Origin of the sequence: Subdoligranulum sp. APC924/74 (assembly GCF_003324125.1) — a bacterium.
In the GTDB taxonomy this organism is placed as follows: domain Bacteria; phylum Bacillota; class Clostridia; order Oscillospirales; family Ruminococcaceae; genus Gemmiger; species Gemmiger qucibialis.
Window position 1 is genome coordinate 1 of record NZ_PSQF01000051.1, and the last position, 21,077, is coordinate 21,077.

Sequence of the window (21,077 nt, forward strand, 5' to 3'; positions counted from 1 at the left end):
TTGGCAACGCAGATGCCGTGCCGCAGCTGCCGGAGCGGTGCTTAAGCCGCAAGGCGGGAATTGTGCGGTGTTGCCTTAAATTAGTGTCAGTATAACACCCTGCGGGGCAGAAATACAAGTCAAATTTGTTAAAAGTTACACAAAATCCAAAAACGCGAACTCGCTGCCTTACATCTTGTGGTCAGCAAACAGCGGGTCATCCTGCCACAGTACGGTGTGCCCGGCGGCGCGGGTGGCGTTCAAGTCAATGATGCGCTGGTTGCCGGAGCCGCGGAACCGCAGCGAAATATCGTGCTGCGCGGAGATGAATTCACCGTCCACCAGCACATCGATCAGGCTCAGCATCTCGTCTGTCACTTCGCAGCGGGCGTGGCTGGGCTGCAAAAGTTCGGTTTCGTATACATTGCCGGTGTAGCACCAGATGGTTTTGTGGGGGTACAACACCCGTACTTCGTGCAGGAACGGCACCAGCGCACGCTGGTTTTCCGGCTCAAAGGGTTCGCCGCCCAAAAGGGAAAGCCCATCAATATAATCCGGGGCAAGGCTGCCCAAAATTTCATTGCGCACGGCTTTATCAAAGGGCAGGCCATAACCAAAATCCCAGGCAACGGCGTTAAAACATTCCGGGCAGTGGCGGCGGCAGCCGGAAACAAACAGACTGGTACGCACGCCCGTGCCGTTGGCAATATCACAGTATTTTATGGTTGCGTAGTTCACGCGGGGAGCCTCCTTATAAAATGCAACACTATATCTTGTATAGTGCTGCGGCAAATCATCACAATAGGCAGGTGCCTTGCACCAGTATACCAGCCGTGCCGGGCAAAAGCAAGCGGCCAGGGAACAATAAAATCACATAGCATCGCAGCTTTGAAAAAAGTGCCTATTTTACCCAAAAAGCCAGCGCTTTTTTCGGCGTTTTGTTTTGAAATCTTTTTGAACGTCCCATCGCGCTATATAGCATATACGGGCGCTACTGGCAAATTATATACAATATATTGTGGTGTATTGGCTTGACTTTGCCGGGTCGATGCGGTAAGATAAATACGCTCGCCAAAATCATGGAGCGGTTTTGGTGTGGGGTATCAACCCGGCAGCTTTTATTGAGGTAAGGAGATAACAGTTCATGAAGATCATCAAGCGCAACGGCAGCGAGGCCGTTTTCGATATATCCAAAATTATTGCAGCGGTGACCAAAGCCAACAACGTTGTTGCCTCCAACCAGCGCTTGACCAAGGAACAGATCACGGCCATTGCCGATGATGTGGCGCAGGAATGCCAGAGCCGCAACCACGCCATGAACGTGGAAGAGATCCAGGATCTGGTGGAAGACGCCATCATGCAGACCAAAGCGTATGAGGTGGCCCGCAAATATATCACCTACCGCTATGTGCAGAGCCTGCGCCGTACCCATAACACCACCGACGACCGCATTCTGTCCCTCATCGAGTGCAACAATGAGGAAGTCAAGCAGGAAAACGCCAATAAAAACCCGACCGTCAACAGTGTTCAGCGCGATTATATGGCCGGCGAGGTCAGCAAGGACCTGACCATGCGTATGCTGCTGCCTGCCGAGATTGTAAAGGCACATGAGGATGGCATCATTCATTTCCATGATGCTGACTATTACGCCCAACATATGCACAACTGCGACTTGGTCAACCTGGACGACATGCTGCAGAACGGCACGGTTATTTCTGGTACCCTCATCGAAAAACCGCATTCTTTCTCCACGGCCTGCAACATTGCCACCCAGATCATTGCGCAGGTGGCATCCAACCAGTACGGCGGCCAGAGCATCAGCCTGACCCACCTGGCACCGTTTGTGGATATCAGCCGCAAAAAGATCCGCCGCGATACCGAAGCGGAGATGAAGGAACTGGGCATTGATCCCGGTGAAGAAAAGCTCTCCCAGATCGTTGAAGCCCGTCTGCGCGAGGAAATCAAGCGCGGTGTGCAGACCATCCAGTACCAGGTCGTTACCCTGATGACCACCAACGGCCAGGCACCGTTCATCACGGTATTCATGTACCTAAACGAAGCAGGCGAAAACCAGCGCCTGAAATCTGACCTTGCCATTATCGTGGAAGAAATGCTCCGCCAGCGCTACCAGGGTGTTAAGAATGAAAAGGGCGTCTGGATCACCCCCGCGTTCCCCAAGCTGATCTATGTGCTGGAAGACGATAATATCCGCGAAGGCACCCCCTATTTCTACCTGACCAAGCTGGCCGCCAAATGCACCGCAAAGCGCATGGTGCCGGACTATATCAGCGAAAAGAAGATGAAGGAATACAAGCTGTCTAAGGGTGAGACCGAGGGCAACGGCGATGTATTTACCTGCATGGGCTGCCGCAGCTTTTTGACCCCCGACCGTTCCGGCAATGGCTGGAACAATGTGGCCAACGCCCAGAACTATGTGCCGGGCAAGCCGAAGTACTATGGCCGCTTCAATCAGGGTGTTGTTACCATCAACCTGCCGGATGTGGCCCTGTCCTCCGGCGGTGAGCCGGATAAATTCTGGAAAATTTTTGATGAGCGTCTGGAACTGTGCCACCGCGCCTTGCAGTACCGCCATAACCGCCTTAAGGGTACCCTGTCCGATGCGGCACCCATTCTGTGGCAGTACGGCGCTCTGGCCCGCCTGAAAAAGGGCGAGCCCATTGATAAGCTGCTGTACGGCGGCTACTCCACCATCAGCCTGGGCTATGCGGGCCTGTATGAATGCTGCAAATATATGACCGGCAAGAGCCATACCGATCCCGCCGCAAAGCCCTTTGCCCTGAGTGTGATGCAGCACATGAACGATAAGTGCAACGAGTGGAAAAACGCTGAAAATATTGATTACTCGCTGTACGGCACCCCGCTGGAATCCACCACCTACAAGTTTGCCAAGTGCCTGCAAAAGCGGTTTGGCATTGTGCCGGGCATTACGGACCGCAACTATATCACCAACAGCTACCATGTGCATGTGACCGAGCAGATCGATGCGTTCACCAAGCTGAAGTTTGAAAGCGAGTTCCAGCGCCTGTCTCCGGGCGGCGCCATCAGCTATGTGGAAGTGCCCAATATGCAGGATAACCTGGAAGCTGTCATCAAAGTGATGCAGTTCATCTATGATAACATCATGTACGCAGAGCTGAACACCAAGAGCGACTACTGCCAGGTGTGCGGCTATGACGGCGAGATCAAGATCGTAGAGGACGACGGCAAGCTGGTGTGGGAGTGCCCGCACTGCCATAACCGCGACCAGAGCAAGCTGAATGTTGCCCGCCGCACCTGCGGCTACATCGGTACCCAGTTCTGGAACCAGGGCCGCACCGCCGAAATCAAGGACCGCGTGCTGCATCTGTAAAACGTATAAAGATAATAGAATAAACAAAATGAGGCGTATCCACGATATATGGATGCGCCTCATTTTGTTGCTAAGATAAATGAAACGGTTAAATTATAGAGGGGGTATTCTGATGTATTTGAGGGGAACTTATTTTGGTTGTAATTTTATTTATTGTTTTTGGAAATAACTTTGTAATAATATGAATAAACGGAATAGCTCTAAGCGATTGAAAAAACTCAATTCTTGCGATATAATAAATTACACTTACAGTGAAATATATTTCAAACAGATGAGGTGGAAGTATGCTGAAAAATAATATAGAGGTCGATGTAAAGGTAAAATGTATAGAAGCTGCGACCACGCAGGCAAAGCTGGCTGAAGAAGTTGGAACCACGCCGTCCTATGTAAATCGCCTGATAAAGAAGAAAGACGGAATTGTAAATAACACATTTTTGCAGATGTTAGAAAAGCTTGGTTATGATGTAGAACTGACCTATGTGAAAAGGGAAATATAAGGCGAGGAGGATACAGTGATGCGAGGCAAAAGTATAAATCTGTTTCTGATGGATGGTGAGGCCGGTGGCAGAATAAAATGTACACTGGCGAATTGGACAGGTATTGCATATAAAATTCCTCGGACAGAGCTTGACCGCTGCAAGGAACGAGAGGATTTAAAACAGAGTGGTGTTTATTTCCTCTTTGGTACTTCAGACACCACTGGAAAAGGTGTTGTTTATATTGGACAGGCTGGAGCAAGGAAAAACGGTGAAGGTATTCTGAATCGCCTGCAGGAGCATAAGAGAAATCCAGAAAAAGATTACTGGACAGAAGCCATCGTATTTACCACATCCAATAATTCATTTGGACCCACTGAGATAAGCTATCTTGAAAACCGTTTCTGTAATTTGGCACTGCAAGCAAATCGCTATGAGGTCAAAAATGGAAATGATCCTACGCCGGGTAATATTACAGAAGAAAAAGAATGCGAACTGGAGGAGTTCATTGATTATGCAAAAGTAATCATGGGAACCTTGGGACATAAGCTGTTTGAACCTATTACCAAGCCAGTTGAAGTAAAAACGGAAGTTGAAGAAAAACAGGCGGATAATATCGGGAAGTTGTATCTGAAAAGAACCATTAAAACAATCGGTACGGTCGAAGCCGTTGGAATGCAGACTGCAGAAGGCTTTGTGGTTTTGGCGGGAAGCCACATCTCTCCATCGGACGATGATACGATTCCGGAAGTTATCAAAGAAAAAAGAAAGAAGACTACTCTTGATGCTGACGGGAAACTGATAGAGAATTTGCTGTTTACCAGTCCTTCCTATGCTGCAAAGTTTGTGATTGGCAAGAGTGCGAATGGACTGACAAGCTGGAAGGATGCTGATGGACATACACTTAAGAGCTTGGAATCTAAAATTGATGAATAAATGTTGCGGAGGAAGCAACGTTGAAGTTTATAATCCTAAGACTTGTATAAAGCGAATATAGAAAAGAAAAATCTATACCGTAAAGCAACCGCCCGGTACAAATCCTGTACCGGGCGGCTGCTTTATGATGAAATAGCAGAGAATGGCAGAAAGTTACAGCTGGTCGATGGTGGGGTAGCTGTCAATGGCACCGTAGCGCTGCACACTGTAACCGCAGAACCGGTTGGAAAAATCCAGCCATTGGTTCAGCTGGTCCGCCTGCAGAGCGGGCAGGGCGGCGCGGTCCACCCCGTTTTTGTGCAGCTGCCACAAGAACGAGCCGATGAACCCGTCCCCGGCGCCGGTGGTATCCACGGCCTTTACCGGCTTGCTGGCGGAAAAGCCGTGGGCGGTGCGGGTGTAAGCGTGGGCACCGGCGCTGCCGCAGGTGTAGAGCACCAGCTGTACATGGCCCACAAACAGGCTGGGCAGGGCGGCTTCAATATCACTGGTGCTGGTCAGAAATTCCAGCTCTTCGTCCGAGATTTTGACCACATCGGCCAGCGGCAGGAACTCCAGCACCGTGCGGCGCAAAGCATCACGGTCCGGCCACAGCGGAAAGCGCAAGTTGGGGTCAAAGTCAATGATAGTCCCGGCGCTGCGGGCTGCGGCAATGGCAGTTTTGTGGGCTTCCCGCATGGGGCTTTCCACCAGGGCAACGCTGCAAAAATGCAGGGCATAGGCGTTGGCAAACAGGCTGGTATCCACCTGCTCCGGGGCGTACAGCAAATCGGCGGAGGGCTTGCGGTAAAAACTGAACGTCCGGTTGCCGTCCGCTTCCAGCGAAACAAAGGCCAGGGCGGTGTTGGCTTTGTCCGTCAAACAGATGTGGCTGGTATCAATGCCGCAGGCAGCCAGTTCATCAATGATCTTGTGGCCGAACGGGTCATCTCCCAGCTGGGTCAGCAGGGCAGAATCCCCACCCAGGCGGGCATAAGCACCGCACACGTTGGCGGGCGCGCCGCCCACACGGGGGCTGAAAGAGGGAACCTCGGCAAAGGAACAGCCGGTTTTGGACGGAATCATATCGATCAGCGCTTCGCCGATCGCATACAAGGTATCATGTGCCATGGAATGTCCTCCGTTAAATCGAAAGGGAATACAGGGTGCTGCCTGCGCCGCAAAGCTGCACGGCAACCTTGCCCGCTGCCGGGTAATACCGGGTGGAAAGCACCGCGGCACCATCGTTCAGGAATATTTCCAGCGAGGAAGCATCCCCCACAACACGCAGGCTGCGGCAGGGGGCATCCAGCACAGCCTTGCGCTCGGTGCGCCCGGCGGCAATCGCTGCATCGGTAAAGCGCAGGGTACAGGTGCGGTCCGCTTCGGTGTAAGTCAGGGTCAAGCCGTTGGCAATGGTCAGGACAAAATCCCCGGCGGGGGAGGCGGTCAGGTCAAAGCAGGGGTCCGTTTCAACCGTTTCGCCGTCTGCCGGCTGGCGGGCTTCGCCGCGCAGGGCGTTCAGCTCGGCGGCGGGGGCTTGCAGCAGGCAGCCATTGCCGTCCTGGGTCAACACGCGGGGCAGGGTCAGGCAGTGTTGCCAGCCATACTCCACGGTGGGGTTGGTGTAATCGGCATCCGGCATGCCCATCCAGCCAAACTGGATGCGGCGGCCATCCGCGGCGGCAAAGCTTTGGGGCGCGTAATAGTCAAAGCCATCGTCCAGGGCGTGGAATTCGCTCAATGTGCAATCGGTGCGCCAGTCACCCTGCAGGGCAAAGTAACCGCAGCCGTACACGTTCTGGCAGGCAATGCCCTGGGGCGATACCGCCAAAAACCACTGGCCGTCCAGCTCAAACAGGTCGGGGCATTCCCACATATAGCCAAAGGGTTCGGGGGTGGTAATGGTGTTGATGTGGTTCCAATGCAGCTTGTCGGCGCTTTCAAACACCAGCACTTCGCCATGGTCGTCCAGTGTTCGGGCACCCAGCACCATATAGTAGCGCCCATCCAGTGCAAACACTTTGGGATCGCGCACATGGCAGGTCAGCCCGGCGGGATAATCCTGGTTGTACATCAGGCAGCGCTTGTTGTCCAGATGGATGGCATCGCGGCTGGTGGCAAGGCAGACATTGTGCCCGCGCCCCTGCTTGATGTAGTCATATTCGCCGGGGTGCTTGACATTGCCGGTATAGTACAGGTACAGCATGCCGTCCTCTACCAGAGCGGAGCCGGAATAAACGCCATGGCAGTCAAACGGTTCGTCCGGGTACAACATTACGGGCAGGCGTTCCCAGTGGAACAAATCGCGGCTGCGCACGTGCCCCCAGTGCTTGACCCCTCCCGTGGGGTCAAACGGGCCGTACTGATAAAACACATGGTATTCATCGCCAATCTGGCACAGCCCGTTGGGGTCGTTCAGCCAGCCAACCGGGGGCTGAACATGCAGCTTCTGCCGGTGGGGATCCGCCGCCGCGCGGGCGGCCCCGGCGGCTTCCACCATGGGGACAAGACGCTTCAAATCACGCTGCAAGGCATTCATAACAGGTAGCTCCTTATTGATTGAGAGGGAAAAACATCAGGCTTTGGTTTCCTCGGCTTCGGGGGTCCAGATCACCCAGGTCACAGCGAAGGAAACGCCGAAGGAAATTGCCATCATGATGAGGTACTGCAGCGGCATGTGCAGATGCAGCAGGATGCCGAAGATGCCGGTCACGCCGGTGCCGGTGGCACCAAGGCCGGTCACACTGGCATACAAAGCGCCACAGGCACCGCCGACCAGACCGCCGATAAAGGGCTTAAAGTAGCGCAGGTTGACGCCGAAGATGGCAGGCTCGGTAATGCCCATGCAGGCAGAAAGGGCGGAGGGCAGGGCCATAGACTTAACTTTGGCGTTCTTGCTCTTGAGGGCAACGGCAAAAGCGGCACCGCCCTGGGCAACGTTGGCGGCACTGGCCAGGGGCAGCCAGTAGGTGAAGCCAAACTTGGCCAGCTGGCCAAGGTCGATCAGGGTGTACATATGGTGGATACCGGCCACAACGGTGACGGCGTACAAACCGCCCATGATGAAGGAACCGATGCCGAACGGCAGCTGAATTAAAGCCTGAACGCCGTTGATGATGCCGTCCTCCAGCGTGGTGAAGATTGGGCCGATGACAGCGAGGGTGAGATAACCGGTAACGAAAACGGAGACCAGCGGGGTAACAAACAGGTCGATCATGGCGGGCACAACTTTGTGCAGCCGCTTTTCAATCTGGCACATCAGCCACACGGCAATGATAACGGGGATAACGTGGCCCTGGTAGCCGACCAGCGGAATTTTGTACAGCCCGCCAAACACCGACTGGTAGGTCTGCACGCCCTCAGAAGCAACGGTCCAGGCGTTCTGCAGGTTGGGGTGAATCATGATCATGCCGATGACAGCACCCAGGAACTGGTTGCCACCAAACACCTTTGCGGCGGAGAAGGCGATCAGGATAGGCAGGAAGGTGTACGCCGTGTTGGAGAACAGCTGGGCAAACACATAGATGGAACCGCTGGTATCAATGTTCAGGAAGCCGTTGTTGACCATAAAGTTCAGCGCTTCCATAATGCCCATCAAAAAGCCGGAAGCCACGATGGCCGGGATGATGGGAACAAAGATATCGCCCAGCGTCTTGATGGCCCGCTGGTACCACGGCGCTTTGGAAGCGGCAGCCTGTTTGACTTCCTCCTTGCTGGCACCGGTGATTCCGGCCAGGGCGGTGAACTCGTCATACACCTTGTTCACAATGCCGGTGCCGAAGATGATCTGCAGCTGGCCCTGGGCTTCAAATACGCCCTTGGCGCCCTCAGCATTTTCAAGCTCTTTTTTGTTCACCTTGGAGTTATCCGCAATCACCAGGCGCAGGCGGGTTGCGCAGTGTGCGGCCGATACAATGTTGGAAGCACCGCCGATGTTGTCCAGTACCTGCTGGGCTGCTTTCTTGTAATCCATGTTGCACGCTCCTTCTTTTATCTGTTGGCCCGGTAGGAGGTTCCGGGGCCTGTTTCATTTGACAGCTTTATTATATACGAAGGTGAGTGCTTTTTCTATTGACCAAACGACCCAACTTGCAAAGATTCTGTTATCGATTTCACACAGTTTCACACCCTTCTTTGGTAAAATGCACAAAAAACAGGGGGCTGCATGGAAAGGGTGCACAAAACAAAAACTTCCCCGCAGTGATGCAGGGAAGTGTGGCGCAAAGGATGCCTGTTATAGCGACCAGACATTTTCATCTGAGTTGTCATCCCCGGTGGAGGCCCGGCATTTTAACTCATAATCCAGCTTGATCATCTGCGGCTCGGCATGGGGGTCCGCCAGCATGTCCAGCAGCAGGCGGGCGGCTTTGTCCCCGGCGGTGCGGTAATGCAGATGGGCGCTGGTCAGCGGCACATAGGCAACGCGGCCAATGCGGTTGTCGCCCACAGCGGCAATCATGATGTCATCCGGCACCCGCAGACTGTGGCTGCGGCAGTATTGCAGCGCACCCAGGGCGATGGAGTCGGTCGCGCAGAACAGGCAGTCCAGCCCCGGCGCACGGCCAAACAGCTGCTCCGCCTGGTGGTAGCCGGATTCCATGTTGAACTTGGCAATGCTCATCCGCTGCGGCTGGGGCACGAGACCTGCATCCCGCAGCGCACTGTCAAAGCCTTCGCGCCGGGCAAGGCCGACGGCTTTGTCCAGCAGAGTCACGCCCAGGTAGCCCGGCTTGCGCCGCCCCTTTTGCAGCATGTGGGCGGTGGCGGCCTGCGCCGCGCCGAAATCATCGTGGAACACACAGCTGAACCCGGGATACTGCTGCCCCACGATTACCACCGGCACATGCAGGCTTTGCAGCACCGCGTGGTGTTCCGGGGTAAACATGGTGGCAATCAGGATAATGCCGTCCACCGTATCATGCCGCAGGGTATCCAGCGCGCGCACTTCGCGGGTGTTGTTGTTGGCGGTGTTGATCAGCAGCAGCTGGTAGTTCTGGTCGTCCAGTACCCGGCTGATGCCCTCCACCATGCGGGCGCAGCTTTCGCTGCTCAGCCGCGGCATGATCACCCCGATCTGCCGCGTGCGGCGGGTGCGCAGCATCTGGGCCTGCATACTGGGGCGGTAGCCGGTGGCTTCCACCGCAGCGGCAATCTGGGCGCGCTTTTCGGCGCTTAAGTACCCGCCGTTAAAATAGCGGCTGACCGCTGCCTTGGATACCCCGGCATATTGGGCAAACGCGGTAATGTTCATAGGCCGCACTCCTGTCCGGCTGCCGGCGGGGGAAACCTGCCGGTGCACTTTTTTATCAGTATAATGCAGAAACTGGCAGGGTGCAACGGGAAAGAGCAGAGAAAAGAAAAATGAGAATGAATGGCATGAGGCAAAGAGTAAAATAGACAAAAAAACGGGGATTGAATTTGTGCTTTTGACGGAGAAAAAAGAATGAAAGCTGAATACAAAAAAGCACACAGCTAAAAAGATTTACCAGAATGAATTTGGTGTAAAAGTTATCTTCCGCGCTGGCACAGGATGAAAAGGTATGCTATAATATAATATTAGTTACACGATGAAAAAGTAAGATGCCCCTGATGCTGATGCGGATGTGCGCAGGGCAATGATATGTGTTTAGTGAGGAAAAAGAATGGGACTGCTGCAAAAAATTCAGGCAAAAACCGAGGAAGCCCGCGCGAAGGAAAAGATCCGCCCGCTGCTGGAAAGCCGCATGATGCGGGACATCCTGCTGGAGATCGGCCAGCGCGGCAACGAAGCGCTGGACCCGCAGTCCGTTCCATTGGCTATGCGCCGCCGCGCCACCCAACTTGCCAGCGAAAGCGGCCTGAGCGGCCTGAAGCAGTGTGCTGTGGATGAACTGCATCTGAACGAAGCGGGAATCACGCTGGTCTGCAAGGGGGAGCACACGGCATTTTTGTACGCAGACTATAACTATGAAAACATTGAGGATACCGACTGCCTGCCCGCTGTGGCCGAATACCTGGTGCAGCACATGCGCGGCTATTATAACATTACCCGCAGCTTTTACAGTGTGCCCAAAGCCAACGGCCATGTGGAGGAAAAGACTCGTGAGGTGACCGTGGTGCGCCACCACGAGGATACCCCCTTTGCCCCCGGCCCAGTGCAGAAACAGCATTTGTTCTGATGCACATGAGATATCCCCCAGTATACAGGAATTATGCCGCCCCGCATCTTGACGCGGGACGGCATTTTTGCTATACTAATTTAGTATCCGGCAGGAACCCAGAACATGGAGCATTCCCCAAGAGGTCGTAAGAGGGAGCACTCGAAAGTTTGCATCCGGCAGGTCACCTTGTCCGCAGGAAATCCCATAACGACGGGCTTTGTCGGGTGTCGCGTACCCAACCTTTCATCGTTATCTTGCATCGAAATCTCGCATTTTTCCAAACGCTGTGCGAGGCGGTGCGATAAAAACTAAATAGGCAGACGTATCGAAGCGGTCGTAACGAGATTGACTCGAAATCAATTTGGCAGCAATGCCACGTGGGTTCGAATCCCACCGTCTGCGCCAAGAGCAGCACCTTGCGGGGTGCTGCTTTTTATTTTTGCAGCAAACTATGCAAGGGCTGCAAGGTGGGATTCGAACAACCCGTGCCCGGCGCTTTGCGTCCCGCCGGGCTGCAACAGTCCTGCGGACTGTTGCAAGGGCGCGGGAGAATCCCACCGTCTGCGCCAAGTATCACTACTCGATTTCACATTGGGTAGTGATTTTTTATTGCCGCTTTGCAAAATTTCGATGCTTTTCTTATAGGCATCTCCCCTTTATTTTAAAGTAGTGATTTTCGGGTTCGGTACAAATCATACCATTAATTTCAGTAGATAGCTATTCATGAAACTGCACAAGAACCAGCTGTTTGGGTTGGGCACAAATTAGCACTGACCGCTGAACTTTCTATGCATTCTGTTTACTGTTTGACAAAATATATCTTATACGATATGATTTTATCAGACAGTTTTATTGATTTAGTATGATGAGGTCTTTCCGATGAACTATAATAGCATCAAAAACAAAACTTTTTCTGAAAATCCCGCAGTCAAAGCCGAGTACGATCAGCTTGGTCCTCAGTATGAAGCTATCCGCGCTGCAATCGCAAGTCGGAAGTCTGCCGGGTTAACTCAAAAACAGTTGGCCGAGAAAATGGGAACTGCGCAGGCAAACATTTCGCGTTTTGAAAACGGGAATGCAAATCCCTCGTTGGATTTTCTGCAAAAAATGGCTTCTTGCATGGGCAAGACACTTCATGTTTCATTTGAATAACTTAGAATAAAACAGTACATACAAAAGAAAGGAGTGCTTTGATTGATGGAGCCGTTAAAAAAGATCTTGTTACGCCTTCGCAATGTCTTCACTAAAAAAGACGATTCTGTAATTCCGACAGACTTCTCTGATTTAGCTCCGCTTGACAGCATCGATAACACGAGTGAATATCTTAATGCCTTGGATTGGGCTTTGAAAAATAGACGGATTCGAAATGTTGCTCTTTGTGGTCCTTACGGTGCAGGTAAAAGTAGCATTATTAATTCATATCTGAAAAGTCATGCTGATGCTCAGCAGAAAAGCCTACGTATTTCCATGGCTACTTTCATCGAGAGCAAAACCGAGGGAAGTGACTCATCCCACAGTGTTGCTTTAAAGCCAGATGAAATTGAAACAGGAATTTTGAAGCAACTTTTCTACAAAGTTCCCCATACAAAAATTCCACAAAGCCGGTATCGTAAGCTACACAAAGGTGGAAAACTTATTGCATGGCGTAATTTAGTGCTGATTTCAATTTTTTTGTTACTATTGGGTTTTATTTTTGCGCCTGACCATGTAATCAATGTGACCAACATCCTTTATGAAACATGGCCTTTTTCGACGCTACCCGCAAAAGTTGCCATAGTTGCTTTTGCCATTCTATTTACAGGAGTACTGGGTTCTATTGCGTGGTGTTTCTATCCCGCGTTTTCGCGAATGAAGATTTCCTCTATCTCCATCTCTGCAAAAGCAAACGTAGAAGGCGATGAAGAATCCAAGGAATCTATTTTCAACAAAAACATGGATGAAATCGTATATTTCTTTGAAGAAACTAGGTATAGATATGTTTTCTTCGAGGATTTGGATCGGCTAAACGATGCTGCAATTTTTGTCCGTTTGCGTGAATTGAACACTTTGCTGAATAATGATGATGAAATCAAAGATCCTGTAGTGTTCATTTATGCAGTGAGGGACGATATCTTTTCAAATGAAGACCGAACGAAATTTTTTGACTTCCTCATTCCGATTGTACCATTTATTAACTCAACAAATTCTGGCGAAGAATTGTCAAAACGCTTGGAGGCATCTAAGAAGAAAGAATTCTTGTACAATATATCTCCGTCCTTTATTGACGATGTGTCCCCCTTCATTTCGGACATGCGCATTTTGAAGAATATATATAATGAGTTCATCATTTATAAAAACACATTGCAGGCAGAGCCAAATCTTGAACTTTCCGATGAGTCTATGATGGCTTTGATGGTGTTCAAGAACCTGTACCCCAAAGAATTTGCTGAGCTTCAAAAAGAGCAAGGTATTGTAAAGCGAGCATTTGAAGATAAGATACGGTTTGTCAACCATGAAACGACATTGCTGAATAAAGAAATTTCTAATTCAAGTGAAATTCTAGAAAAAATCCGGCAAGATAATCTTCAAAATGTTAAAGAACTAAAAGTTGCCATGCTTTATGCAGCCGTTGGAAACGCGCAAATAATGGAGATTGGACAGTATTCATATCCTTAAGGATGCTGTCATCGTAAACCGCCTGAACAAGCGTATGAATCCCTTCGGACATAGGTTTCAGCTCATCGGGCAGCTCCGCAACCTGATTCATTGCGACATCTCGGCGATACTTGTCCGTGACCCTGCGCTTCATATCCACATAGCTGTTCTGAATCAGATAGAACTCGATAGCATCGGCCTTCTCGTTGTCGATCAGCGTAGGCACATCGTTTACCTTAACATACTTGCCCTTGAAGTACTCGCTCGTAGCAACCGTGGGGCGATCGTAAAGCACCGTTTTAATATCCGATTGCAGGTCCGCAACGAAGGTCTTGTAGCTCTCGCTGGCAATAACGGTCAGGGTGTTGATTTCATGCACACTGTCCCCGCAGCTCTGCACATCCATACGGTTGCCGTTTTGGTTGACGCAAAGACGCAGACCACGACCGACTTCCTGCCGTTTTGCGGTATTACTGTCAGAATGCTTCAGCGTGCAGATTTGGAACACATTCGGGTTGTCCCAGCCCTCACGCAGCGCAGAGTGGGAGAAGATGAACCGCGTGGGCTCCTCAAAGGACAGCAGCCGTTCTTTATTTTTTAGAATCAGGTCATACGCCGAAATATCATCGGAGAACTCGCTTCCGCGTTTGAGCTGGCTGTCAATGCTGCGCCCAGTTTTCTTATCAATGCTGAAATATCCTTTGTGTACGCGGCTGACATCACTGCAAGTAGACTTCAAATATTTCTGATACGGCGTATCGAGCAGGGTTGTATACTCGTTCAGAACATTGATGTACTCCTGCTCAAACATCTGGCCATACTCGCCCAGAACCTCATTGCCGTCAGCGTCATACTGGCGATACTTGGCGACCTCGTCAATAAAGAAAAGGGACAGGCACTTGATGCCCATGTTGTACAGCTTTTCTTCTTTTTCAAAATGCGACAAAATCGTTTCACGAATCTGAATGCGGCGCTTATCCTTTTCGGAAACATCGCCCACCACATCGCCGGCCTTGATAACCTCACCGTTGGTAAAGGTCACGGTGCTGCGCAGCGGGTCAATTTCAGAAATCGTATAGCCTTTGTACTGCTCCATTTCCTGTGAAGCATAGTAGAGGTCATCGCCGACGCCAAGAATACGGGTTTCACGATTGATGGACTTGTTGTAGGCAATTTCCAGTTCAATTTTTGCCATCGGCGGCTTTTTGCTGGAAAGCACGATTTGCTCCAGATACAAATAGCTATCCGTGCCGCGGAAGTTCTTGACATCAATGCCTTTGACCTCAATTTTCTTGACCAGCCGTTTGTTGAAGGCATCCAACGCATCCAGCACATACACCAGATTGTGATGCTTTGCGTGGGTGGCGGAATAGTTGAGCGAGAACAACGGGTTGAAATTTTTCAACGCCTTTTGCGTTACATCGCCGCCCATCTTCTGCGGCTCGTCCAAAATAATGATCGGACGGTTTGCCTTGATAACATCGATTGGGCGGCGAGAGCCGAACTCATCCCGTTTGGAATAGATGATACGGGCTTCCTTGCTCTTGCCATCCTCTTTCAGAGAGGAGGCAAACGCCTGCGTGTTGATGATCATCACATTGATGCCGGAGCTGCTCGAAAAGTTATCCAACTGATTCAGGTTGGAGCTGTTGTAGATGAAGAAGCGCGCCTTTTTGCCGTAATACTCCATAAAATGGTCGGTGGTGATCTCAAAAGACTTTTTCACGCCCTCACGGATCGCAATGGAGGGAACGACCACAATAAACTTACTCCAGCCGTATTTCTTGTTCAACTCGAACATGGTTTTGATATAGACATAGGTTTTACCAGTGCCGGTTTCCATCTCAATGTCCAAGCTGCAGCGCCCCATGTCGTTTACCAACTCCGGGGAGAGCTTGATGTTGTTCTGGCTTTGCAGCGTGTGGATGTTTTGCAAAAGTTGATCATCAGAAAGCGCCACAGCCTCATTTTTATAGCCGGAATCGCGCAGCAAATCTTCCAACTCCATTTTTTCTGGGTTGTCAGCAAGCGCCAAAAAGCTCAGCTGCTGCGGTTTTTGGTTCAAGGTTCCGGTGTCGCGGATATAAGACACGCCGCTGCTGTACGGCTGCCCTGCAAAGACGTTGACCACAGCATCCACTGCATCAGTCTGGTATTGCTGTATCTTAAAATTAAACTTCATTTTCTCACCACCCGTTTAGTAAGTTTTTGCCCCAATTAAGTTCCGAGCATCGTCAAGAATATTATCGTAATGTAAAATCTTGATATTACGCTCTGCTTCACTTCTGCGCTGGAACAAGCGTGTTGTTTCATTGTAATCAGCCCTACGACCTGCAACAACTACATAATGCATTCTTGTAGAATCAAATCTTGTAAATTCTCTCGGCAGGGCCTGCACAGTATATTTTTCAAATTCGGCAGATAAAGTTGAATAATAACCTTCGATAAAAGTTTTCCACTCGTCAATTTGATTCAGTCCCTTTCTAATCACTTCACCAGGATTTCCATCTGCCAAGGTAATGCGCCCATACGGATTTTCAAATTCAACAAAAATGAACTGCCAACCACCAGATGCCCGTCCAACAAGAAGATAATCCGCAATATACTTTGTTCCTAATGGGAACTCCTTGAACAAAGCTGCTTCATGATGTCCAAAATCATAATGCTTAAAAATAGATGCCGGAATATGATAGAAGCCATTGCTCTGAATATATCGCTTAATATCCAGCTCTGTGATAGAAGTATCGTTTAACAGTGTTTCAAACCCATCACATTGATTTACCAATTCCGATTCATCTTTCAAAAGTTGGATGTCCATGTAATTGTTAGGGAACAGGCTCATATTATGCCGCACTGCCTTGGGGTACTTGTAAAAGAAATTCCTTCTACCGAATTTTGCGTCTATCACATGACCACCTTCGGCATCTACCTTTTCTTTTTCCTTTATTTCTTCTTGGGTCAATTCAGAATAGTCTCTTTCATACAATCCCAGCATTTTACAGTACCTTCCTGACGGTTTCGGGGCTATAGGTGGCGAAAATCTGGTCGAAATTGGTGGCTACGCTGTCGCTTGCCATGGAGCTGTCGCGCATGACAAAGTAGTACGGCTTCTGTTTGGCGATGGCTTTGATGGTTTCCTCCGAAACATCGCTGTCGAAGCAGGCAATCAGGTAGTTGTCCTCCACATTGAACACCTTCTTGCCGGCAATGGTGGTTTCCTCAATTTTGCTGGAGAGCAGCACACCCAAATCGAGCATTACTTGGAACAGCAGATCCTCCGGCGTTCTGTCCTCTTTGATGTTATCCTCAAGGCGGGAGAACATATTGACCTCATACTCCGCAGGGTTATAGTAGACATCCTTCATGTTGGAGGTATCGCACTTCAACACGCGGAAACCGGTGTCGAGATTCTGCGCAGCCAGTCCGGCTTCTTCCTTGATTTTTGCACCCGCACGACGGATACGTTCCTTGCCGATTTCGCAGATGTTCTTGTAGCCAGCCTTGTACGCTTCGCTCTTCTCGTCCGTCTTTTCCGGCAACTGCACCATGATAAATTTGCGGTGCCCGCCGTCCTCCGCATTCAGCTGCATCACAGCATGGGCAGTTGTAGCAGAACCTGAGAAGAAGTCGAGGACTATATCCCCTGCTCTTGCAACTTGTAAAGTTAGTGCCTTAACCAGTGACACAGGTTTTGTATACGAGAAGAAAGCTTTCCCAAAAAGATCATACATCTGTTTTGTTCCTTCGGTATTCATTCCAACACCATCCATCCAAGTCGACTGTGGATTAGTGCCAGAATCCAATTCTGAAGCAAATCTCTTTTTCATTGGCCGCTTTGTCGTATCTTCAGGGAAAACAATTCGATTTTCCGCAATAAGTTGATTCATGGATTCTGGAATGTAAGACCAGACACGATTATAATTTGGTTTATATACCTTTCCTGTTTTTGGGTCCACTAAATCATAATACTGATTCGGACGCATATCACCTGTCATCCCAACAGTCAAATCACCCGTTGTCCAAGGACCACGAGGGTCATTATCAGGATTTGAATATCCTTTATAATCTTTATCTATTCCTCTAAATACTTTGAAATCATTACCTTTATATGCTAACACATATTCGTGATCCGTTGAGCATTCCCTGAAAAATCATAAAAAAAGACGGAAATTCAAACTTATTTGCGGAAAATCAAACCGCAGCGTTGAGCATTTATAGTTAAAAAACAATTGAAACACATAAAAAAGATCAAGATGTATTTTTATTGGTTGTTATGGGGCAAGATATGAATAATTCAAAAGTCAGACGGTTTGATATCATTGCAAGGAAGATGAAAAGCCCACAGGCTAGATCTTATATCCAGCCTGTGGGCCTTGTGTATGATTTGTCCTTTATCTTGTCCTGCGGCTTGCCCCCAAGCTTATGCCCAAGTCTATTTAACAAGATACCCATAATGGCGCATCTGGCGGCGGATAAGGGCTTCACAGCGGTCGCAAATTTCTTGGCTATAGGCGGTTCGATAGCTATCGATGAGCGCCTTTACATCGTTTGTGCTAAAGTTGAAGTGAAGCTGTATGCCGTATAATTCCTCAGCAGCATCTAACTGTTCGTCAAAATATCTCGAAAAAGGCTTGGCTTCAACGGTTTTTAGACAATCCTCTAAGCTTCTTTCCAAGGGAAAATCCATATTGGTATCTGCCAAAAGAGACAAGCCGTTATCAAATAGGGGGCATAGCGCATAGGTATTGTCCGCAGCGTTGTATTGAACGGCAATATTATTGGTATGGCGATCTTCGTTTAGGAAGAACGCATCAATCTCCAACATTGAGGTCAGATATTGTCCAAAGTTTTGCAGTCCGGTTGTCTGTTCAACGAAGTTTACCAGAAATTTTATCTGATTCTTGATTTCCCCTTGATGCGCTGTATCTACTGCAAGGCTCCCGCCGGTAAATTTTCGATACAGCTTTTCCAATGGAATAAGGTCATAGCCGTCCGCGAGAAAATCAGCGCTTTTACAGCCACTGTAAACTCGGTCTTTGTATTTGATTTGCGAGTACTCATAAGCCACAAAGGGGTACTTAACGGTTGACTTGCCTAGCAGTGCGGAAACAATTGTTTCCGCCAGCCCCTCATACCCCATGTGGTCAGCCTTGTACCAGTATCCATAACATTTCCATTTCAACTGATTTCCCTTGGATGTATGATTCAGCGTTTCTTGTGGCTCAAGCCTGCTTAAATCAATCATTTCCATAGAGCCCTCCTTACGCAGCGATGTTACGGATCATCTGCACCCACTGGTTGTCCCCAGCCATGCGCCCATTGGTCTTTTCAATAATCAGCAGCGGATCAAAGAAAGGAACATCCATCTCCCGAAGAATGCCTTTCAGACCGGCTCGGCTGGCGGGCAGGCATCTTTCTTTCAAAAATTCTTCAAAATCTGCCCAGGACGGATTTTCTACAACGCCAAACGCCCGCAAAGGGATTCGGTCGGTGTAGTTCTTCATGCGGACAACTTCGTGCTTGAAATCGACGTCGATGACCGTACACAGCTGCTGACCATTCATAAAGTTCATCCGCATGGTGAAATCCGGATCCTTGCTGAAATGCTCGGCATTATAGATATACTTATATATGGTCTGGCGCGACACGCCGAACTGTTTTGCAATCTCGGTGTTGCCGATGCCTTTTCTATGCAGTTCCAAAACCTCTACGATCTGGTCGGGGGTAAGCTGCGCCTTGCGACCCGCATTGCGCGGATTTGGATGATTGATTTTCAGCATCTTTGCAAGTTCTCGCAGTTCATCCAAATCGTTTGTGCCAAAAATTTCTTTTATTTGCTTTTGGTAATCGCTCGGCATCCAGTATCCCTCCTATGTTGGTTTCTACTATTACTATATCTTACTTCTTCAGAAATGTCAACAAATTAAAATATTTACGATTGACACATTGATCTTATGGCGTGGGTCATTGCAGATAACTGCCGCACTATGTACTTATTCAAGATTCCTTTAATTTTGCGGCACTTCCCGTTTGGCGGCGGCATGTTATACTTGAAATCAATAAATTTCCTGAAATTTTGCCCTCATGTGCAGTGCTTGGCAGAAAGGTGGACAACGACTGATGGAGAACAAACCTGTAACCCTCGCCGCACAGGCTCTTGCCCCGGCAGTGAGCGAGATTCGCACATTGCTAGAGACATCCCGCAAAAATGTAGCTCAGTAGGTCAATCAGGAACTGCTGTCAACCTACTGGAAAATCGGTGAAGTCATCGTCCGCTACGAGCAGAACGACAGCGTCCGGGCGGCCTACGGTGAAAAGACCTTGCTGCAGCTTTCAAAGGCGCTGACAAAAGAATTAGGCAGGGGCTTTTCGCGCTCCAATCTGCAAAATATGCGTCTGCTATATTTGAACTACCCAATTTGCCAGACGGTGTCTGGCAAATTGAGCTGGTCGCATTACTGCGAGTTGCTGTCCATCTCCGATAAGAAAAAGCGTAGCTTCTATGAAAAGGAAGCAGTCAATGCCGGATGGTCTGTCCGTGAGATGAAGCGACAGATTGATAGTTCTCTGTTTGAGCGTCTGCTCCTGTCCCGCAGTGATGCCAACAAGGAGCAGGTTTTGGCGCTGGCCGAAAAGGGTGTGGACTACACCAAGCCGGAGGACATCATCAAAGACCCGTATGTGTTTGAATTTTTAGGCCTGCCGGAGGAAAAGCCGTTCCTTGAGAGCGACTTGGAAGCGGCATTGGTGCGGCAGATTGAGGATTTCCTGCTGGAACTTGGTCGGGGCTTTATGCTTGTCGGCACTCAGCAGCGGGCACTGTGAATAACACCCACTATTATGTGGACATGGTGTTCTACAACAAGATTTTGCACGCCTATGTGCTGATCGAGTTGAAAACCACCAAGCTCACGCCCGAAGCTGCCGGGCAGATCAATATGTATCTGAACTACTATGCCGCAGAGGTCAACGACCCGGAAGACAATCCGCCCATCGGCATCATCCTCTGCACCGATAAGAACAGTGTAGCGGCTGAATATGCCTTGGGCGGCTTGTCTAATCAAATTTTTGCTTCTCGGTATGTCCTGTATATGCCGAACAAGGAGCAGCTTATCAAGCAGGTGGAAGAAGTCTTAAAGCGCTGGCACTCCCACGAGGGTGAATCAAGGCATAAGTAAAACGCCCCTTAAGGGGCCTGCCACGAGTCGGCAATGCAGCTGGCCGAACCGTTCGAGGTCCCTTGAGGGGCGTTGTCTGTAATATGCCCTTCTAGGGCTTCCTCAAGCCCCGGTTTAGCCGGGGGTTCTCAACGGCAGCAGCGTCCGGGCAGCACAGGGAGAAAAGCATAGCGTTCAAGGGCGCTGACAAAAGAATGGCAAACGGGCTTTTCGCGCTCGAACCAGCAAATATACGTCTTTTGTATACACCCTGGACAGTTTGCTCCGCACAAGCCTGCGTCCAAAGCTTTTTTGTTTTTCATAGGGCAATACCGCATAATTCTAAGTGCCGATACGGCGAGCGAGGTGCGGCAGATGCCAAGCCAAAAGCGCAGATAATACT

At 49.9% G+C, this 21,077-nt stretch carries 18 protein-coding genes, 1 tRNA gene and 1 pseudogene; 9 read left to right on the forward strand and 11 right to left on the reverse strand.

Annotated elements, in window-relative coordinates; genetic code table 11:
* Positions 1-168: 168 nt before the first annotated feature.
* A complete protein-coding gene (gene nrdG / locus C4885_RS11100) occupies positions 169-717 on the reverse strand; it encodes an anaerobic ribonucleoside-triphosphate reductase activating protein (RefSeq protein ID WP_114000402.1) in 549 nt (182 codons plus the stop codon).
* Between the two features lie 406 nt (positions 718-1,123).
* Between nrdG and nrdD the strand changes: the two genes are divergently transcribed.
* The 3 genes from nrdD (at position 1,124) to C4885_RS11115 (ending at position 4,761) form a co-directional block, all read left to right on the forward strand.
* Positions 1,124-3,349 carry an anaerobic ribonucleoside-triphosphate reductase gene (nrdD, locus tag C4885_RS11105; RefSeq protein ID WP_114000403.1) on the forward strand — a complete coding sequence of 742 codons (2,226 nt, stop codon included), beginning with the start codon at positions 1,124-1,126 and terminating at the stop codon, positions 3,347-3,349.
* Positions 3,350-3,633: 284 nt separating this feature from the next.
* The gene (locus tag C4885_RS11110) at positions 3,634-3,846 is read left to right on the forward strand and encodes a helix-turn-helix transcriptional regulator (protein WP_114000404.1); all 213 of its coding nucleotides are present in this window, start codon (positions 3,634-3,636) and stop codon (positions 3,844-3,846) included.
* Positions 3,847-3,864: 18 nt separating this feature from the next.
* Positions 3,865-4,761 carry a GIY-YIG nuclease family protein gene (locus C4885_RS11115; RefSeq protein WP_114000405.1) on the forward strand — a complete coding sequence of 299 codons (897 nt, stop codon included), beginning with the start codon at positions 3,865-3,867 and terminating at the stop codon, positions 4,759-4,761.
* 153 nt (positions 4,762-4,914) lie between these two features.
* On the opposite strand, the gene C4885_RS11120 is transcribed toward C4885_RS11115, so the two are convergent.
* The 4 genes from C4885_RS11120 to C4885_RS11135 all read right to left on the reverse strand — a co-directional run bounded on the left by C4885_RS11120 (position 4,915) and on the right by C4885_RS11135 (position 9,994).
* Positions 4,915-5,871 carry a carbohydrate kinase gene (locus C4885_RS11120; RefSeq protein ID WP_114000406.1) on the reverse strand — a complete coding sequence of 319 codons (957 nt, stop codon included), beginning with the start codon at positions 5,869-5,871 and terminating at the stop codon, positions 4,915-4,917.
* 13 nt (positions 5,872-5,884) lie between these two features.
* A complete protein-coding gene (locus C4885_RS11125) occupies positions 5,885-7,282 on the reverse strand; it encodes a glycoside hydrolase family 32 protein (RefSeq protein WP_114000407.1) in 1,398 nt (465 codons plus the stop codon).
* Between the two features lie 36 nt (positions 7,283-7,318).
* On the reverse strand, positions 7,319-8,716 hold the full coding sequence (locus tag C4885_RS11130; protein WP_114000408.1) for a PTS transporter subunit EIIC: 1,398 nt from the start codon (positions 8,714-8,716) through the stop codon (positions 7,319-7,321).
* Positions 8,717-8,977: 261 nt separating this feature from the next.
* Positions 8,978-9,994, reverse strand: coding sequence for a LacI family DNA-binding transcriptional regulator (locus C4885_RS11135; protein WP_114000409.1), 1,017 nt, complete (start codon positions 9,992-9,994; stop codon positions 8,978-8,980).
* A gap of 391 nt (positions 9,995-10,385) precedes the next feature.
* Here C4885_RS11135 and C4885_RS11140 point away from each other — a divergent pair, with 391 nt between their 5' ends.
* From C4885_RS11140 to C4885_RS11155, 4 genes are all read left to right on the forward strand, one after another.
* The gene (locus tag C4885_RS11140; RefSeq protein ID WP_114000410.1) at positions 10,386-10,901 is read left to right on the forward strand and encodes a hypothetical protein; all 516 of its coding nucleotides are present in this window, start codon (positions 10,386-10,388) and stop codon (positions 10,899-10,901) included.
* 298 nt (positions 10,902-11,199) lie between these two features.
* Positions 11,200-11,288, forward strand: a tRNA-Ser gene (locus C4885_RS11145).
* Positions 11,289-11,762: 474 nt separating this feature from the next.
* Positions 11,763-12,035 (forward strand): helix-turn-helix transcriptional regulator, encoded by a 273-nt coding sequence (locus C4885_RS11150; protein WP_114000411.1) that lies wholly within the window; start codon positions 11,763-11,765, stop codon positions 12,033-12,035.
* A gap of 45 nt (positions 12,036-12,080) precedes the next feature.
* Positions 12,081-13,538, forward strand: coding sequence for a hypothetical protein (locus tag C4885_RS11155; protein WP_114000412.1), 1,458 nt, complete (start codon positions 12,081-12,083; stop codon positions 13,536-13,538).
* Here the strand turns inward: C4885_RS11155 and C4885_RS11160 are convergent.
* The 5 genes and pseudogenes from C4885_RS11160 to C4885_RS11180 all read right to left on the reverse strand — a co-directional run bounded on the left by C4885_RS11160 (position 13,456) and on the right by C4885_RS11180 (position 19,375).
* Positions 13,456-15,699, reverse strand: a complete 2,244-nt coding sequence (locus tag C4885_RS11160) for a DEAD/DEAH box helicase family protein (protein ID WP_371681661.1) — start codon at positions 15,697-15,699, stop codon at positions 13,456-13,458. The genes C4885_RS11155 and C4885_RS11160 overlap by 83 nt on opposite strands.
* Positions 15,700-15,714: 15 nt before the next feature.
* Positions 15,715-16,512 carry a Shedu anti-phage system protein SduA domain-containing protein gene (locus C4885_RS11165; protein ID WP_114000413.1) on the reverse strand — a complete coding sequence of 266 codons (798 nt, stop codon included), beginning with the start codon at positions 16,510-16,512 and terminating at the stop codon, positions 15,715-15,717.
* Between the two features lies 1 nt (position 16,513).
* Positions 16,514-17,638, reverse strand: a pseudogene (locus C4885_RS17220) (site-specific DNA-methyltransferase); the annotation flags it as partial.
* A 311-nt stretch (positions 17,639-17,949) separates the two neighbouring features.
* Entirely contained in the window at positions 17,950-18,768 is an 819-nt protein-coding gene (locus C4885_RS11175) for a hypothetical protein (RefSeq protein ID WP_242979564.1), read from the reverse strand.
* 10 nt (positions 18,769-18,778) lie between these two features.
* A complete protein-coding gene (locus C4885_RS11180) occupies positions 18,779-19,375 on the reverse strand; it encodes a helix-turn-helix domain-containing protein (protein ID WP_114000415.1) in 597 nt (198 codons plus the stop codon).
* A gap of 409 nt (positions 19,376-19,784) precedes the next feature.
* Here C4885_RS11180 and C4885_RS17305 point away from each other — a divergent pair, with 409 nt between their 5' ends.
* On the forward strand, positions 19,785-20,342 hold the full coding sequence (locus tag C4885_RS17305) for a PDDEXK nuclease domain-containing protein (RefSeq protein ID WP_371681663.1): 558 nt from the start codon (positions 19,785-19,787) through the stop codon (positions 20,340-20,342).
* On the forward strand, positions 20,339-20,695 hold the full coding sequence (locus C4885_RS17310) for a PDDEXK nuclease domain-containing protein (protein WP_371681662.1): 357 nt from the start codon (positions 20,339-20,341) through the stop codon (positions 20,693-20,695). Before C4885_RS17305 ends, C4885_RS17310 begins: the two co-directional genes overlap by 4 nt.
* A gap of 128 nt (positions 20,696-20,823) precedes the next feature.
* Here the strand turns inward: C4885_RS17310 and C4885_RS16770 are convergent.
* Positions 20,824-21,077 (reverse strand): hypothetical protein (locus C4885_RS16770; RefSeq protein WP_207657593.1); only part of this gene is annotated, 254 nt, incomplete at its 5' end.